This window comes from Pseudomonas gessardii (genome assembly GCF_001983165.1).
GTDB lineage: Bacteria > Pseudomonadota > Gammaproteobacteria > Pseudomonadales > Pseudomonadaceae > Aquipseudomonas > Aquipseudomonas gessardii.
The window spans coordinates 49,678-65,838 of record NZ_MNPU01000034.1; the positions used below are offsets into that span (position 1 = coordinate 49,678).

At 55.6% G+C, this 16,161-nt stretch carries 13 protein-coding genes and 4 tRNA genes; all 17 read right to left on the minus strand.

Translation table 11 applies throughout. The annotated features are described in order from the left end of the window. Nucleotides 1–17: 17 nt before the first annotated feature. The 17 genes from rpsG to birA all read right to left on the minus strand — a co-directional run bounded on the left by rpsG (nt 18) and on the right by birA (nt 15,909). A complete protein-coding gene (gene rpsG / locus BLL38_RS20655; protein ID WP_002555493.1) occupies nt 18–488 on the minus strand; it encodes a 30S ribosomal protein S7 in 471 nt (156 codons plus the stop codon). A gap of 117 nt (nt 489–605) precedes the next feature. Next, on the minus strand, nt 606–977 hold the full coding sequence (rpsL, locus tag BLL38_RS20660; protein WP_002555494.1) for a 30S ribosomal protein S12: 372 nt from the start codon (nt 975–977) through the stop codon (nt 606–608). A 216-nt stretch (nt 978–1,193) separates the two neighbouring features. After that, nucleotides 1,194–5,393 (minus strand): DNA-directed RNA polymerase subunit beta', encoded by a 4,200-nt coding sequence (rpoC, locus tag BLL38_RS20665; protein ID WP_076964126.1) that lies wholly within the window; start codon nt 5,391–5,393, stop codon nt 1,194–1,196. Nucleotides 5,394–5,457: 64 nt separating this feature from the next. Continuing rightward, the gene (gene rpoB / locus BLL38_RS20670; RefSeq protein WP_029299252.1) at nt 5,458–9,531 is read right to left on the minus strand and encodes a DNA-directed RNA polymerase subunit beta; all 4,074 of its coding nucleotides are present in this window, start codon (nt 9,529–9,531) and stop codon (nt 5,458–5,460) included. A 219-nt stretch (nt 9,532–9,750) separates the two neighbouring features. Next, entirely contained in the window at nt 9,751–10,116 is a 366-nt protein-coding gene (gene rplL, locus BLL38_RS20675) for a 50S ribosomal protein L7/L12 (RefSeq protein ID WP_003176432.1), read from the minus strand. A 78-nt stretch (nt 10,117–10,194) separates the two neighbouring features. Continuing rightward, nucleotides 10,195–10,695, minus strand: coding sequence for a 50S ribosomal protein L10 (rplJ, locus tag BLL38_RS20680; RefSeq protein WP_056861893.1), 501 nt, complete (start codon nt 10,693–10,695; stop codon nt 10,195–10,197). Between the two features lie 199 nt (nt 10,696–10,894). Further along, complete coding sequence (gene rplA, locus BLL38_RS20685) at nt 10,895–11,590, minus strand: 50S ribosomal protein L1 (protein ID WP_076964127.1); 696 nt, start codon at nt 11,588–11,590, stop codon at nt 10,895–10,897. After that, nucleotides 11,590–12,021: a 50S ribosomal protein L11 gene (rplK, locus tag BLL38_RS20690; protein WP_003210097.1), complete on the minus strand. Its 432-nt coding sequence runs from the start codon at nt 12,019–12,021 to the stop codon at nt 11,590–11,592. The genes rplA and rplK overlap by 1 nt, the downstream gene beginning before the upstream one ends. Before the next feature lie 117 nt (nt 12,022–12,138). After that, entirely contained in the window at nt 12,139–12,672 is a 534-nt protein-coding gene (gene nusG, locus BLL38_RS20695; protein ID WP_003176436.1) for a transcription termination/antitermination protein NusG, read from the minus strand. Between the two features lie 9 nt (nt 12,673–12,681). Next, nucleotides 12,682–13,050: a preprotein translocase subunit SecE gene (gene secE, locus BLL38_RS20700; RefSeq protein ID WP_076964128.1), complete on the minus strand. Its 369-nt coding sequence runs from the start codon at nt 13,048–13,050 to the stop codon at nt 12,682–12,684. A gap of 45 nt (nt 13,051–13,095) precedes the next feature. Continuing rightward, nucleotides 13,096–13,171 (minus strand) — tRNA-Trp (locus BLL38_RS20705). A 158-nt stretch (nt 13,172–13,329) separates the two neighbouring features. After that, nucleotides 13,330–13,405, minus strand: a tRNA-Thr gene (locus BLL38_RS20710). Between the two features lie 26 nt (nt 13,406–13,431). After that, nucleotides 13,432–13,505, minus strand: a tRNA-Gly gene (locus BLL38_RS20715). A gap of 24 nt (nt 13,506–13,529) precedes the next feature. Beyond that, nucleotides 13,530–13,614, minus strand: a tRNA-Tyr gene (locus tag BLL38_RS20720). Nucleotides 13,615–13,756: 142 nt separating this feature from the next. Beyond that, nucleotides 13,757–14,203, minus strand: coding sequence for a hypothetical protein (locus tag BLL38_RS20725; RefSeq protein ID WP_076964129.1), 447 nt, complete (start codon nt 14,201–14,203; stop codon nt 13,757–13,759). 7 nt (nt 14,204–14,210) lie between these two features. Then, complete coding sequence (locus tag BLL38_RS20730) at nt 14,211–14,960, minus strand: pantothenate kinase (protein ID WP_076964130.1); 750 nt, start codon at nt 14,958–14,960, stop codon at nt 14,211–14,213. After that, nucleotides 14,950–15,909, minus strand: coding sequence for a bifunctional biotin--[acetyl-CoA-carboxylase] ligase/biotin operon repressor BirA (gene birA / locus BLL38_RS20735; protein WP_076964131.1), 960 nt, complete (start codon nt 15,907–15,909; stop codon nt 14,950–14,952). The genes BLL38_RS20730 and birA overlap by 11 nt, the downstream gene beginning before the upstream one ends. Nucleotides 15,910–16,161: the final 252 nt, after the last annotated feature.

The window sequence follows — 16,161 nt, forward strand, 5'->3', positions numbered from 1 at the left end:
AATTAGTGAAGCTAAGATTAGAAGCGGTAGTGCGAGAAAGCTTTGTTAGCTTCAGCCATACGGTGCACGTCTTCACGCTTCTTAACAGCAGCACCTTTACCTTCAGCAGCGTCCAACAGCTCGCCGGCCAAACGCAGAGCCATAGACTTCTCGCCGCGCTTACGGGCGAAGTCTACCAACCAGCGCATTGCCAGGGCGTTACGACGGGACGGGCGAACTTCGACCGGAACCTGGTAAGTAGCACCGCCTACACGGCGCGACTTCACTTCGACCAGCGGAGCGATGGCGTCGAGAGCTTTCTCGAAGATTTCCAGGGGATCGCTGTTCTTGCGTTCTTTAACCTTTTCCAGCGCGCCATAAACGATACGCTCGGCAACGGCTTTCTTGCCGCTTTCCATCACGTGGTTCATGAACTTGGCCAGGATTTGGCTTCCGTATTTTGGATCGTCAAGCACTTCGCGCTTGGCTGCTACGCGTCTTCTTGGCATGGATAAGCCCTCAAACGGTCTTCAGGTTCGTTCGGAATCGGTGCCCTTGCGGGACGCCTCCGACCTTACTCTTATCGACTCAGAAAATAAGATGATTCAGTTTACAAAAAGCCGCTACTACTTAGGCTTCTTGGTACCGTACTTCGAACGACCCTGGTTACGACCTTTAACGCCGGAAGTATCCAAGGAGCCGCGTACGGTGTGGTAACGAACACCTGGCAAGTCTTTTACACGACCGCCGCGGATCAGTACCACGCTGTGCTCTTGCAGGTTGTGGCCTTCACCACCGATGTACGAGGAAACCTCGAAACCGTTGGTCAGGCGTACACGGCATACTTTACGCAGTGCCGAGTTAGGTTTTTTCGGCGTAGTGGTATACACGCGAGTGCATACGCCACGACGTTGCGGGCAGTTCTGCAGCGCAGGCACGTCGGATTTCTCGACGATACGCTTACGCGGCTGACGTACCAGCTGGTTGATAGTTGCCATCTACTAGCTCCACTGTTGTCTTGCGACGCTATTGTCTTGCAAGAAAAGCAAAATGGCAGGAACGAATTCCCGCCAAATTTAGGGGTACAAGAGTCTAAAGAGGATCTTGCCCCCAGTCAAGGCAAGGCCCCGACCTCCCCTTCCATCGAAACCCGACAAAACTGTCTTGTTCCGACGAACGGGGCTGCCAGGGCCCGGCCTTATTTATCGCAGAACTCAGTTACCGCTAGAGTTCAGCGCTTCGGTCAGTGCAGCTTCCACTTCACTGGCGCTTACGCGCAACGGCTTGTCGAGTTCACGGCGACGCTTACGCTCGCTGTGGTAGGCCAAGCCGGTACCGGCCGGGATCAGACGACCCACAACCACGTTTTCTTTCAGGCCGCGCAGGTAATCGCGCTTGCCGGTTACCGCTGCTTCGGTCAGTACGCGAGTGGTCTCCTGGAAGGAGGCCGCCGAGATGAACGACTCAGTGGACAACGACGCCTTGGTGATACCCAGCAACACACGAGTGAATTTGGAAACAAACTTCTCTTCGGTTGCCAGACGCTCGTTTTCTACCAGTACGTGAGTCAGTTCCATCTGGTCGCCCTTGATGAAACTCGAATCGCCGGATTCAGCGATTTCAACTTTACGCAGCATCTGACGCAGGATGGTCTCGATGTGCTTATCGTTGATCTTCACGCCTTGCAGACGGTAAACGTCCTGGATCTCGTTGACGATGTACTTGGCCAGCGCACTCACACCCAGCAGACGCAGGATGTCGTGTGGATCGCTCGGGCCGTCGGAGATAACTTCGCCGCGGTTTACCTGTTCGCCTTCAAAGACGTTCAGGTGACGCCACTTCGGAATCAGCTCTTCATACGGATCGCTACCGTCGTTCGGAGTAATGACCAGGCGGCGCTTGCCCTTGGTCTCTTTACCGAACGCGATGGTGCCGCTGACTTCAGCCAGGATCGACGCTTCTTTCGGACGACGAGCCTCAAACAAGTCGGCAACACGCGGCAGACCACCGGTGATGTCACGGGTCTTCGAAGTTTCTTGCGGGATACGCGCGATAACATCACCGATCGCGATCTTCGCACCATCCGCTACACCGACCAGGGCGTTGGCTGGCAGGAAGTACTGAGCGATAACGTCAGTGCCTGGCAGCAACAGATCCTTGCCGTTGTCATCGACCATCTTCACGGCAGGACGGATGTCTTTACCGGCAGCTGGACGGTCTTTGGCGTCGAGCACTTCAATGTTGGTCATACCGGTCAATTCGTCAGTCTGACGCTTGATCGTGATGCCTTCTTCCATGCCCACGTAGGTCACGGTACCTTTCATTTCGGTAACGATTGGGTGAGTGTGTGGATCCCACTTGGCCACGATTGCGCCAGCGTCGACCTTGTCACCTTCCTTAACCGAAATCACAGCACCGTACGGCAGCTTGTAACGCTCACGCTCACGACCGAAGTCATCAGCGATCGCCAGCTCACCGGAACGGGACACGGCTACCAGGCAGCCATCCACTCGCTCAACGTGCTTGAGGTTGTGCAGACGGACAGTACCGCCATTCTTCACCTGAACGCTGTCGGCTGCGGAGGTCCGGCTGGCCGCACCACCGATGTGGAACGTACGCATGGTCAGCTGGGTACCCGGCTCACCGATGGACTGGGCAGCGATAACGCCAACCGCTTCACCGATGTTCACCTGGTGACCACGGGCCAAGTCACGGCCGTAGCACTTGGCGCAGATGCCGTAGCGGGTTTCGCAGCTGATCGGCGAGCGAACAATCACTTCGTCGATGCTGTTGAGTTCGATGAACTCGACCCACTTCTCATCCACCAGGGTGCCGGCAGGAACGATAACTTCCTCGGTACCTGGCTTGAACACGTCACGGGCAATAACACGACCCAATACGCGCTCACCCAGCGGCTCTACAACGTCACCGCCTTCAATGTGCGGAGTCATCAGCAGGCCGTGCTCGGTGCCGCAATCGATCTCGGTTACAACCAGATCTTGTGCAACGTCTACCAGACGACGAGTCAGGTAACCGGAGTTAGCGGTTTTCAACGCGGTATCCGCCAGACCTTTACGAGCACCGTGAGTAGAGATGAAGTACTGAAGTACGCTCAAACCTTCACGGAAGTTCGCAGTAATCGGCGTTTCGATGATGGAACCGTCCGGCTTGGCCATCAGGCCACGCATACCGGCGAGCTGACGGATCTGCGCAGCAGAACCCCGTGCGCCCGAGTCGGCCATCATGTACATCGAGTTGAAAGACTCTTGATCGACTTCCACGCCATGACGGTCGATAACCTTCTCTTTCGAGAGGTTGGCCATCATCGCCTTGGACACTTCGTCGTTGGCCTTGGACCAAAGGTCGATCACTTTGTTGTACTTCTCGCCCTGGGTTACCAGGCCGGAGGCGTACTGGCTCTCGATCTCTTTCACTTCATCAGTGGCAGCACTGATGATGCGGGCTTTTTCATCCGGGATAACGAAGTCGTTAACACCGATGGAAACGCCGGAAATGGTCGAATAGGCAAAACCGGTGTACATCAACTGGTCAGCGAAGATCACGGTCTCTTTCAGACCAACCACGCGGTAGCATTGGTTGATCAGCTTGGAGATCGCCTTTTTCTTCATCGGCAGGTTGACGACGTCGTACGACAGACCTTTTGGCACAACCTGGTACAACAGCGCACGGCCGACAGTGGTGTCGACGATACGGGTGTTGCTCACGCTGCCGCCGTCACGGTCGTTGACGGTTTCGTGGATCCGAACCTTGACCTTGGCATGCAGTGCGGCTTCGCCGGCACGGAACACACGGTCAACTTCTTGCAGGTCAGCGAACACACGACCTTCGCCCTTGGCGTTGATCGCTTCACGGGTCATGTAGTACAGACCCAATACAACGTCCTGCGACGGAACGATGATTGGCTCACCGTTGGCTGGCGACAGGATGTTGTTGGTCGACATCATCAACGCACGCGCTTCCAACTGGGCTTCCAGTGTCAGCGGTACGTGCACGGCCATTTGGTCGCCGTCGAAGTCGGCGTTGTACGCAGCACAGACCAGCGGGTGCAGCTGGATAGCCTTACCTTCGATCAGTACCGGTTCAAACGCCTGGATACCCAGACGGTGAAGGGTCGGTGCACGGTTGAGCAAGACCGGGTGTTCGCGAATCACTTCAGCGAGAACGTCCCAAACCTCTGGCAGTTCGCGCTCGACCATTTTCTTGGCCGCTTTGATGGTGGTCGCGAGACCGCGCATTTCCAGCTTGCCGAAGATGAACGGCTTGAACAGCTCAAGAGCCATCTTCTTAGGCAGACCGCACTGGTGCAGACGCAGGGTCGGGCCTACGGTAATTACCGAACGACCGGAGTAGTCAACACGCTTACCGAGCAAGTTCTGACGGAAACGACCTTGCTTACCCTTGATCATGTCAGCCAGGGATTTCAGAGGACGCTTGTTGGAACCGGTAATAGCGCGGCCACGACGACCGTTGTCGAGCAGGGCATCGACCGCTTCTTGCAACATACGCTTTTCGTTACGCACGATGATGTCCGGAGCGGACAGGTCAAGCAGGCGCTTCAAGCGGTTGTTACGGTTGATCACGCGGCGGTACAGGTCGTTGAGGTCGGACGTCGCGAAACGACCACCGTCCAACGGTACCAGCGGACGCAGGTCTGGCGGCAGAACCGGCAGAACGGTCAGCACCATCCACTCTGGCAGGTTGCCGGAACCCTGGAAGGCTTCCATCAACTTCAGACGCTTGGACAGTTTCTTGATCTTGGTTTCGGAGTTGGTTTGCGGAATCTCTTCGCGCAGGCGGCCAATCTCGTGTTCCAGGTCAATAGCGTGCAGCAGTTCGCGGACAGCTTCGGCACCCATGCGGGCATCGAAATCGTCGCCGAATTCTTCCAGCGCTTCAAAGTACTGCTCGTCGTTGAGCAGCTGACCTTTTTCAAGGGTGGTCATGCCTGGATCGATAACGACATAGCTCTCGAAGTAGAGAACGCGTTCGATATCACGCAGGGTCATGTCCATCAGCAAGCCGATACGGGACGGCAGCGATTTCAGGAACCAGATGTGGGCAACCGGCGAAGCCAGCTCGATGTGCGCCATGCGCTCACGACGAACCTTGGCCAGTGCAACTTCAACGCCGCACTTCTCGCAGATCACACCACGGTGCTTCAAGCGCTTGTACTTACCGCACAGGCACTCGTAATCCTTTACCGGGCCAAAGATCTTGGCGCAGAACAGGCCGTCACGCTCAGGTTTGAACGTACGGTAGTTGATGGTTTCCGGCTTTTTAACTTCACCGAACGACCACGAACGGATCATCTCAGGCGATGCCAGTCCAATACGGATGGCGTCGAACTCTTCGACTTGACCCTGGTTTTTCAGCAAATTCAGTAGGTCTTTCAAGGCCTTTCCTCCTGGCGGAGCAGAGAGCGGGCTAAACAGCCCCGCTCTCGATTCGCGTCACGTGTTATTCGGTTTCCAGATCGATATCGATGCCGAGGGAACGAATTTCTTTGATCAACACGTTGAAGGACTCGGGCATGCCCGGCTCCATACGGTGATCGCCGTCCACGATGTTTTTGTACATCTTGGTACGACCGTTCACATCGTCCGACTTCACTGTGAGCATTTCTTGCAGAGTGTATGCAGCACCGTATGCTTCCAGTGCCCAGACCTCCATCTCCCCGAAACGCTGACCACCGAACTGAGCCTTACCACCCAGCGGCTGCTGGGTAACCAGGCTGTACGAACCGGTAGAACGAGCGTGCATCTTGTCGTCTACCAAGTGGTTCAGCTTCAGCATGTACATGTAGCCAACAGTAACCGGGCGCTCGAACTTGTTGCCGGTACGGCCGTCGAACAGCTGCATCTGGCCGCTTTCTGGCAGGTCTGCCAGTTTCAGCATGGCCTTGATTTCGCTTTCCTTGGCACCGTCGAACACCGGGGTAGCCATTGGAACACCGCCGCGCAGGTTCTTCGCCAGGTCCAGGATTTCCTGGTCGGAGAAGGTATCCAGCTCTTCTTTGCGGCCGCCGATCTCGTTGTAGATCTCGTGCAGGAACTTACGCAGGTCTGCGACCTTGCGCTGCTCTTCGATCATACGGTTGATCTTCTCGCCCAAACCTTTGGCCGCGAGGCCCAGGTGGGTTTCAAGGATCTGACCGACGTTCATACGCGAAGGTACGCCCAACGGGTTGAGGACGACGTCGACCGGGGTGCCATTGGCATCGTGCGGCATGTCTTCAACCGGCATGATCACGGAGACCACACCTTTGTTACCGTGACGACCGGCCATCTTGTCGCCCGGCTGGATGCGACGACGGATTGCCAGGTAAACCTTGACGATTTTCAGCACGCCTGGAGCCAGGTCATCGCCCTGCTGCAGTTTGCGCTTCTTGTCTTCAAACTTGTCGTCCAGCAGACGGCGGCGATCAACGATATAGGCCTGGGCCTTCTCGAGCTGCTCGTTCAGAGCGTCTTCAGCCATGCGCAGTTTGAACCACTGGCCGTGCTCAAGACCGTCGAGGATTTCGTCGGTGATGTCCTGACCTTTCTTCAGACCTGCGCCGCCTTCGGCCTTGTGGCCTACCAGGGCGGAACGCAGACGCTCGAAGGTCGCGCCTTCAACGATACGGAACTCTTCGTTCAGGTCCTTGCGGATCTCGTCGAGCTGGGTCTTCTCGATGGACAGTGCACGAGCATCACGCTCAACGCCGTCACGGGTGAAGACCTGTACGTCGATGACAGTACCCTTGGTACCGGTAGGTACGCGCAGGGAGGTGTCTTTAACGTCGCTGGCTTTTTCACCGAAGATGGCACGCAACAGCTTCTCTTCTGGCGTCAGTTGGGTCTCGCCTTTCGGAGTGACCTTACCGACCAGAATGTCGCCAGCGCCAACTTCAGCACCTACATAAACGATACCGGCTTCGTCCAGCTTGTTCAGTGCAGCTTCACCCACGTTCGGGATGTCTGCAGTGATTTCCTCAGGCCCAAGCTTGGTGTCACGCGCCACACAGGTCAGTTCCTGGATGTGGATCGTGGTGAAGCGATCTTCTTGAACCACACGCTCGGACAGGCAGATGGAGTCTTCGAAGTTGAAGCCGTTCCACGCCATGAACGCGATGCGCATGTTCTGACCCAGAGCCAACTCACCCATATCGGTGGAAGGACCGTCGGCCATGATGTCGCTACGCTGAACGCGATCACCCTTGCTCACCAGCGGACGCTGGTTGATGCAGGTGTTCTGGTTCGAGCGGGTGTATTTGGTCAGGTTGTAGATGTCGACACCGGCTTCGCCAGTTTCAACTTCGTCATCGGCAACACGAACCACGATACGGCTGGCATCAACAGAGTCGATCACGCCGCCACGACGAGCCACGACGCAAACGCCGGAGTCACGGGCTACGTTGCGCTCCATGCCGGTACCTACCAGCGGCTTGTCAGCGCGCAGGGTCGGTACAGCTTGACGCTGCATGTTGGAACCCATCAACGCACGGTTGGCGTCATCGTGTTCCAGGAACGGGATCAGCGACGCCGCAACAGAAACTACCTGCTTGGGCGATACGTCCATCAAGGTGACGTCTTCCGGCGCCTTGACGGTGAACTCGTTCAAGTGACGAACAGCTACCAGCTCGTCGATCAGGACTTTCTTGTCGTTCATCGTGGCCGAAGCCTGGGCGATCACGTGATCAGCTTCTTCGATGGCGGACAGGAACACGATCTCGTCGGTCACCAGCGCGTCTTTCACCACACGGTACGGGCTTTCGAGGAAGCCGTACTGGTTGGTGCGCGCATAGGCCGCCAGGGAGTTGATCAGACCGATGTTCGGACCTTCCGGCGTTTCGATCGGGCAAACACGACCGTAGTGCGTCGGGTGAACGTCACGAACTTCAAAGCCAGCACGCTCACGGGTCAGACCGCCCGGGCCCAGTGCAGAAACACGGCGCTTGTGGGTGATCTCGGAGAGCGGGTTGTTCTGGTCCATGAACTGCGAGAGCTGGCTGGAACCGAAGAACTCTTTCACCGCCGCAGCCACTGGCTTGGCGTTGATCAGGTCTTGCGGCATCAGGCCTTCGCTTTCAGCCATCGACAGACGCTCTTTGACCGCACGCTCAACACGTACCAGGCCAACGCGGAACTGGTTCTCGGCCATTTCGCCTACACAGCGAACACGACGGTTACCCAGGTGGTCGATGTCATCGACGATGCCTTTGCCGTTACGGATGTCGACCAGGGTCTTCAGTACCGCGACGATGTCTTCCTTGCACAGCACGCCCGAACCTTCGATCTCGGTACGACCGATACGACGGTTGAACTTCATCCGGCCGACCGCAGACAGGTCATAGCGCTCAGGGCTGAAGAACAGGTTGTTGAACAGGGTTTCGGCAGCGTCTTTGGTTGGTGGCTCGCCAGGACGCATCATGCGATAGATCTCGACCAGCGCTTCCAATTGGTTGCTGGTGGAGTCGATCTTCAGGGTGTCGGAGACGAACGGACCGCAGTCGATATCGTTGGTGTACAGGGTCTCGATGCGAACAACCTGGGCCTTGGCGATTTTGGCCAGGATCTCGGTGTTCAGCTCGGTGTTGCACTCAGCCAGGATCTCGCCTGTGGCCGGGTGAACGATGACCTTGGCGGTAGTGCGGCCCAGGACGTAGTCCAGAGGCACGTCCAGCGACTTGATACCGGCTTTTTCGATCTGGTTGATGTGGCGCGCAGTAATACGACGACCCGCCTCAACAATGACCTTGCCCTTCTCATCCTGGATGTCCAGGACGGCAATTTCACCACGCAGACGCGAAGCAATCAGTTCCAGGCTGAGGGTTTCATCTTTCAGGCTGAATACGTTGGTGGTGTAGAAAGCGTCCAGCACTTGCTCAGTGGTATAGCCGAGCGCGCGCAGCAGTACCGAGGCCGGCAGCTTGCGACGACGGTCGATACGCACGAACACGCAGTCTTTGGGGTCGAACTCGAAGTCCAACCACGAACCACGGTACGGAATGATCCGCGCGGAGTACAGGAGCTTGCCGGAGCTGTGCGTCTTGCCGCGGTCGTGGTCGAAGAACACGCCCGGGGAACGGTGCAGCTGGGAAACGATTACACGCTCGGTACCGTTGATAACGAAGGTACCGTTCTCAGTCATCAGGGGGATTTCACCCATGTAGACTTCTTGCTCTTTGATGTCCTTGATCGCTTTGTTCGACGATTCTTTGTCGAAAATGATCAGACGGACTTTTACCCGCAAAGGTACGGCGTACGTAACACCGCGCAACACGCATTCTTTGACATCAAATGCCGGTTCGCCCAGGCGATAACCGACGTACTCCAGCGCAGCATTGCCGGAGTAGCTGATGATCGGGAAAACGGATTTGAAGGCCGCATGCAGGCCCACGTCGCGGAACTGATCTTTGGTCGCTCCCGCCTGCAAGAATTCACGATACGAATCCAGCTGGATAGCCAGAAGGTACGGGACATCCATGACGTCCGGCAACTTGCTAAAGTCCTTGCGGATACGTTTTTTCTCAGTATATGAGTAAGCCATCAGCGTTCCCCAGCTTGGTCACCTGCTTGTTTGGCCCCCCCGACGGGAGCAGCCAGAAAATCTTGCAAACCCCATGGTTTGCACCACCGCATCGGGTGGCTACAGCGCGTTAATGGCGGCGACCGAGTCGACAGCCAAGAACGGAAAAAGGCCGGTGGCAAGAGCCACCAGCCATCAGCCTTCAGCTTAACGCTTGGGCTGGAAACGCAAGGTCGATGCTTACTTCAGCTCGACTTTAGCGCCTGCTTCTTCCAGAGTAGCTTTGGCTTTGTCAGCGGCGTCTTTCGACACTGCTTCCAGAACCTGGGCAGGAGCGCCGTCAACTACAGCCTTGGCTTCTTTCAGGCCCAGACCGGTCAGTTCACGTACTGCCTTGATCACGTTTACTTTCTTCTCGCCAGCTTCCAGCAGCATGACGTTGAATTCGGTTTGCTCTTCAGCAGCGACAGCAGCAACAGCTGGGCCAGCGGAAGCAGCGGCAGCGGAAACGCCGAATTTTTCTTCGAAAGCTTTGATCAGCTCAACAACCTGCAGAACCGACATTTCAGCTACGGCGTTGAGGATATCGTCTTGGGAGATAGACATTGCTGTATTTCCTGAATTGGGGGACGGCCTACGCGGCCATCGAAATAAACAAAAAAACGCGAGAGAAGTTGCTCAGCCTTAGGCTGCTGCAGCTTCTTTTTGCTCGCGAACTGCGGCCAGAGTACGAGCCAGCTTGCTGGTAGCGCCTTGAATCACGCTCATCAGCTGCGAAATAGCTTCGTTACGGGTCGGCAGTGTTGCCAGTACGTCGATTTGGTTAGCTGCGAGGAACTTGCCCTCGAACGCAGCTGCCTTGATCTCGAACTTATCCTGACTCTTGGCGAATTCCTTGAACAAACGGGCAGCAGCGCCTGGATGGTCCTTGGAGAACGCGATCAGAGTCGGGCCGGTGAACACGTCGTTGAGGACACTGTATTCAGTGTCAGCAACAGCGCGCTTGAGCAGGGTGTTACGTACAACACGTACGTATACGCCAGCTTCACGAGCCTCTTTACGGAGTCCGGTCATAGCGCTTACTGTCACACCACGGGCATCAGCCACGACAGCGGACAGAGCAGCTTTGGCAGCCTCGTTGACTTCAGCGACGATGGCCTTCTTGTCTTCGAGATTAATTGCCACGGGTTTAACTCCTGCTTGTTACCGTTTCATCTGGCCTAGGCCGGATGTCGTTTTGGTGTCTGATTCGGTAAGGAACCGGGAGCACCATCTGCGTAGGCTTGATGGTTTAAGACTTGCGTCGCCTACGGTCTTGGATAGCCCCCGCCAGGCAGGGACCCCAATTTTTCAATTGGCGCAATCACTTGCGCCAATTTGTGTCTTATACGTCCAGCGAACCCTGGTCGATGACCAGACCCGGGCCCATAGTGGTGCTCAGGGTAACGCGCTTGACGTAGATACCTTTCGAGGAAGCTGGCTTGATACGCTTCAGATCAGCGATCAGGGCTTCAACGTTTTCCTTCAGCTTGACGGCGTCGAAGCCGACCTTGCCAACGGAAGTGTGAATGATGCCGTTTTTGTCGGTGCGATAACGAACCTGACCAGCCTTGGCGTTTTTAACCGCGGTAGCTACGTCTGGCGTTACGGTGCCGACCTTCGGGTTAGGCATCAGGCCACGTGGGCCCAGGATCTGACCCAACTGACCTACAACGCGCATTGCATCCGGGGAGGCAATAACGACGTCATAGTTCAGGTCGCCGCCTTTCATTTCGGCAGCCAGGTCGTCCATGCCAACGCGATCGGCGCCAGCGGCCAGAGCAGCTTCAGCTGCCGGACCTTGAGTGAAGACAGCAACACGTACAGTCTTGCCAGTACCGTGTGGCAGCACAGTAGCGCTACGAACGACCTGGTCGGATTTACGTGGGTCAACACCCAGGTTTACAGCAACGTCAACGGACTCGCTGAACTTGACAGTCGACAGCTCGGCCAGCAGAGCAGCAGCGTCTACAAAGTTGTAGGACTTGCCCGCTTCGATTTTGCCGGCGATAGCCTTTTGGCGCTTGGTCAGCTTAGCCATTACACACCCTCCACGTTAAGGCCCATGCTACGAGCAGAACCGGCGATGGTACGCACGGCTGCATCCATATCAGCTGCAGTCAGATCCGCGTTTTTGGTTTTCGCGATTTCTTCCAGCTGAGCACGAGTCACGGTGCCAACCTTAACGGTGTTCGGACGAGCGGAACCGCTAGTCAGACCAGCAGCTTTCTTCAACAGAACCGAAGCCGGAGTCGACTTGGTTTCAAAAGTGAAGCTACGGTCGCTGTATACAGTGATGATCACTGGAGTCGGCAGACCTGGCTCAATACCCTGGGTACGGGCGTTGAAGGCCTTGCAGAATTCCATGATGTTCACGCCGTGCTGACCCAGAGCTGGACCGACGGGTGGGCTAGGGTTGGCCTGAGCGGCCTTCACTTGCAGCTTGATGTAAGCGGTAATCTTCTTGGCCATGAGGCACTCCAATTACGGGTTCAAGCGCCTCGAAAGGCTCCCCGGTTACTTGCGCGTTTATCCCAGTGACGACAAAACCCCACAGCCTAAGGCTGTGGGGTTGGGATGCTTTGTCAGCTAGACCTTTTCGACCTGGCTGAACTCCAGCTCTACCGGAGTAGAGCGACCGAAAATGAGCACCGCCACTTGGATCCGGCTCTTTTCGTAGTTAACTTCTTCGACAGTGCCGTTGAAATCAGCAAACGGACCATCGGTGACACGAACAACCTCGCCTGGCTCGAACAATGTCTTCGGCTTAGGCTTGTCGCTACCATCAGCAACACGGCGCAGAATCGCTTCCGCTTCCTTGTCAGTGATCGGCGCAGGCTTATCAGCGGTACCGCCGATGAAACCCATGACGCGAGGCGTATCCTTGACCAAGTGCCAAGTACCCTCATTCATGTCCATCTGTACCAGCACGTAGCCAGGGAAGAACTTGCGTTCGCTTTTGCGTTTCTGGCCATTACGCATTTCAACCACTTCTTCAGTGGGAACCAGAATTTCGCCGAAGCCATCTTCCATGCCTGCCAGCTTTACGCGCTCTAGCAAAGAGCGCATGACATGCTTCTCGTAACCCGAGTAAGCATGCACAACGTACCAACGCTTAGCCACGGGACACCCTTAGCCAACAATCAAGGAAACAAGCCAGCCGAGCAGGGAATCAAGACCCCACAACAGCAACGCCATAACCAGAACAACAGCCACAACAATCAGCGTGGTCTGCGTGGTTTCTTGGCGAGTTGGCCAAACGACTTTACGTATTTCGGTGCGGGCTTCCTTAACCAGTACAGCGAAGGACTTGCCCTTTACAGTCTGCAGACCAATAAAAACAGCTGCAGCAGCAAGAGCGAGCAATACGAGTACGCGGTACAGGATCGGCGAAGCAGAATAATACTGATTGCCAACAACGCCTACGACCACCAAAGCGACGACAGCGAGCCACTTAACCAGATCGAAACGAGAGCTTTGAGCTTCAGCCTTAGGAGTCATCTATGAAGATCCTGTGAAAAGAAAGCCAGATACACCACGTGAATCTGGCAGGTCAGGAGGGAATCGAACCCCCAACCTACGGTTTTGGAGACCGTCGCTCTGCCAATTGAGCTACTGACCTAAAACAAAATCAGGCCGACCATTATGCAGGCCTGAAAAAGACTTTACAACAACCAACCCCAAGAGACTTGAAACAACCCGATAACACCAGGTAAAACAGAATCAAGCCGAGACAGCTGTTAAAACAAAGGCAGATATTTTCATATCTGCCTTGTTATATGGAGCTCTTGAGCGGATTTGAACCGCTGACCTCACCCTTACCAAGGGTGTGCTCTACCAACTGAGCTACAAGAGCGAAACATCTTGCACAACCTGCAAACTTGGAGCGGGTAGCGGGAATCGAACCCGCATCATCAGCTTGGAAGGCTGAGGTTCTACCACTAAACTATACCCGCGGAGCTTGCAGCTCACGCTAAAAATGGTGGAGGGGGAAGGATTCGAACCTTCGAAGTCGTAGACGTCAGATTTACAGTCTGATCCCTTTGGCCGCTCGGGAACCCCTCCTAAGCGAGCCGGCATTTTACATTACGCCGACCTTCTGTCAAGCATTTTCTCATTAAAAATATGAGGTTAGCTGCGTGACGATCGCTTCACACCAACTTCCCAAGAGGGTCATCACTGTGGAGCGGGCGCCATTCTATGCAAACTATTCGACAGTTGCAATGCCTTCGCACGGCATTATTTTATGTTTTAACTCATTGAATTCATTAGCAAGGCTTTCAAACGGCAGATCGTCAGCCAGCCGGCGACTTTCAGGTGCCACACGCAGCCAAAAAGCGGGCGCACCTGCAGCGATCAATGACTGGATCCTGACCTTGATATCCAGGCTAGTCAGACGCTGCTCCAGGAACTGCGCCTGTTCCTGATTGGCAAAGCCACCAATATACAGGCAACCGGCCGGCGCCTCTGGAGACCTGGGCCGGTCGCGGCGCGTCATTGCGTCGGCCGACTCGCTCAACAACTGAATATCCTGCTGGGAACCCCGGTATAGCGCCAGGGGCGTTACATCCTTCGCACGCAACGGAGCCTCTTGCTGGTGCCAGACGTAATAAAAGACATTGAGAACCAGCAACAACAGAAACAACCAACGCATAAAAACCTCAAGACAAAGGGCATGCCATCGCCAAGCCAACAAATACCAGGTCTGGAACGAAGCGAGCACCTGGCAGGGCGTCAGCAACCAACTCAGCATCCCCACCCGTCAGGAAAACCGAGAACTCTTCGCCCCAGTAACTCCGGGCCAGTTCCAGTTGCGACTGGGCAAAGCCGCGAAGCATGAGCGTACAACCGCGCTCAACGGCCTGCGCCGTTGTACGCCCCGGCACCAGGCTCTCCAGCGCACGCTCAGCCGCAACATCGTCATACCGTATTTTACGGGTATGGGTCCGTAGCTGATTCCTCATGAGTGGCATACCAGGACAGATAAACCCACCGAGATGCTCGCCATCTGCCGTAATAAAGTCGGCAGTGGCCGCTGTACCGAAGTCCAGCACAAGGCACGCCCCCGAGGCCAACTGGAAGCCTCCAAGCATTGCCAACCAACGATCCAGGCCCAGACGGGCATATTCCTCATACCCGTTGCGCACACCTGCCATTTCACGCGAGGGCGCAGCACAACTGATAGAAACGCCAAAGGCCGCAACCAACACGCCTACCAGACGGTTCGTCTCTTCCTGGGCACGCACGCTGACCAACCGGCAGTGCTGCAGTGACAGCCCCGCCAACGAATGGAGACCACCCAGCAACGCCACATCGGAATCAACAACCCCTTCAGCGAAAACGGCTGCCTGGCTTGCCTCAAGAACTCGCCACTTGATGAAGCTATTCCCACAGTCGAGCTCAAGAATCATCACGCAACCTCAGGCTTAACTCACCACCACTGTATATTTTCTCAACACCATTTACTTCGAGGCGTAACGCACCTTGACCGTCGATGCCCAGCACAACCCCGCCTACCTGGTTAACACCTGCGATCAATGAAACCGCCTTACCCTGCCACAAATGGCTCCGCTCCCACTCTTCCCGGATTACCGAGAAGCCGGAATCCCTATGACGCTCAAGATAAGCCTGTAACGTCTGGCTCAGATGAGCGACTAGATGATTTCGATCGACCGCGCAACCTGTTTCGAGCTGGATCGATGTCCACTGCTGATCAACTTCCGCTGCGCTCTGCATGTTTGCATTGATACCAATACCGAGCACGACATGACACACATCAGCAGGATCCCCCACCAACTCAAGAAGAATGCCCGCAATCTTCTTTGATCCAACAAGAACGTCATTTGGCCATTTCAAACCCGCACCCTGGACACCAAGGTCACGCAAGGTTTGCATTACTGCCAAGCCCACGACAAGACTCAATCCTTCAAGCTGTCGTAAGCCGCCATCGATACGCAGCACAAGGCTGTAGTAAACATTCTGCGCAAATGGACTGACCCACTTACGCCCACGACGCCCCCTGCCCGCAGTCTGCTGCTCCGAGAGAACCAGGAACGGCGCCGCTTGCCCCGCATCAATAAGGCGCAATGCCTCGGCATTAGTGGAGTCGATGGTATCCGATATGAAAACCGAACCTGCACAAACCGGCGACTTCAGGGCGATCTCGTCAGCGCTTAATAGAACCAGCGGGGATGCCAATTGATAGCCTCGCCCCCTGACCTTATGAATTGTCAGATCCAGCTCGGCCTCTAGATGCTGGAGCTGCTTCCACACAGCACTACGACTGACACCCAGGGCTGCACCTAGCGCTTCACCCGAGTGAAATCGGCCATCTTTCAGAAGTTTCAACAACGTCAGCATGCAAGTCTCGCCTCACAATGAGGCACGCATGATAGCCATGCATAGAGCCATTGCATAGAAAGCAAGCAGACAGGTGATGGAGAGACTTCAGCCGGACAAGCCGCTAAGTCTTTGCGCGATTTTTCACCGCCCAAAACAAAACCCCAACTGCTTTCGCAATTGGGGTTTCGGAATTTAATCTTGACGATGACCTACTCTCACATGGGGAAACCCCACACTACCATCGGCGATGCATCGTTTCACTACTGAGTT

Coding starts and splice junctions, on each gene's coding strand:
- rplL (WP_003176432.1), bottom strand. CDS start 10,116: ATGTCTATCTCCCAAGACGATATCCTCAACGCCGTAGCTGAAATGTCG.
- birA (WP_076964131.1), bottom strand. CDS start 15,909: ATGCTGACGTTGTTGAAACTTCTGAAAGATGGCCGATTTCACTCGGGT.
- rpsG (WP_002555493.1), bottom strand. CDS start 488: ATGCCAAGAAGACGCGTAGCAGCCAAGCGCGAAGTGCTTGACGATCCA.
- rplA (WP_076964127.1), bottom strand. CDS start 11,590: ATGGCTAAGCTGACCAAGCGCCAAAAGGCTATCGCCGGCAAAATCGAA.
- BLL38_RS20725 (WP_076964129.1), bottom strand. CDS start 14,203: ATGCGTTGGTTGTTTCTGTTGTTGCTGGTTCTCAATGTCTTTTATTAC.
- rpsL (WP_002555494.1), bottom strand. CDS start 977: ATGGCAACTATCAACCAGCTGGTACGTCAGCCGCGTAAGCGTATCGTC.
- rplK (WP_003210097.1), bottom strand. CDS start 12,021: ATGGCCAAGAAGATTACCGCTTACATCAAGCTGCAAGTGAAGGCCGCT.
- BLL38_RS20730 (WP_076964130.1), bottom strand. CDS start 14,960: ATGATTCTTGAGCTCGACTGTGGGAATAGCTTCATCAAGTGGCGAGTT.
- rpoB (WP_029299252.1), bottom strand. CDS start 9,531: ATGGCTTACTCATATACTGAGAAAAAACGTATCCGCAAGGACTTTAGC.
- secE (WP_076964128.1), bottom strand. CDS start 13,050: ATGACTCCTAAGGCTGAAGCTCAAAGCTCTCGTTTCGATCTGGTTAAG.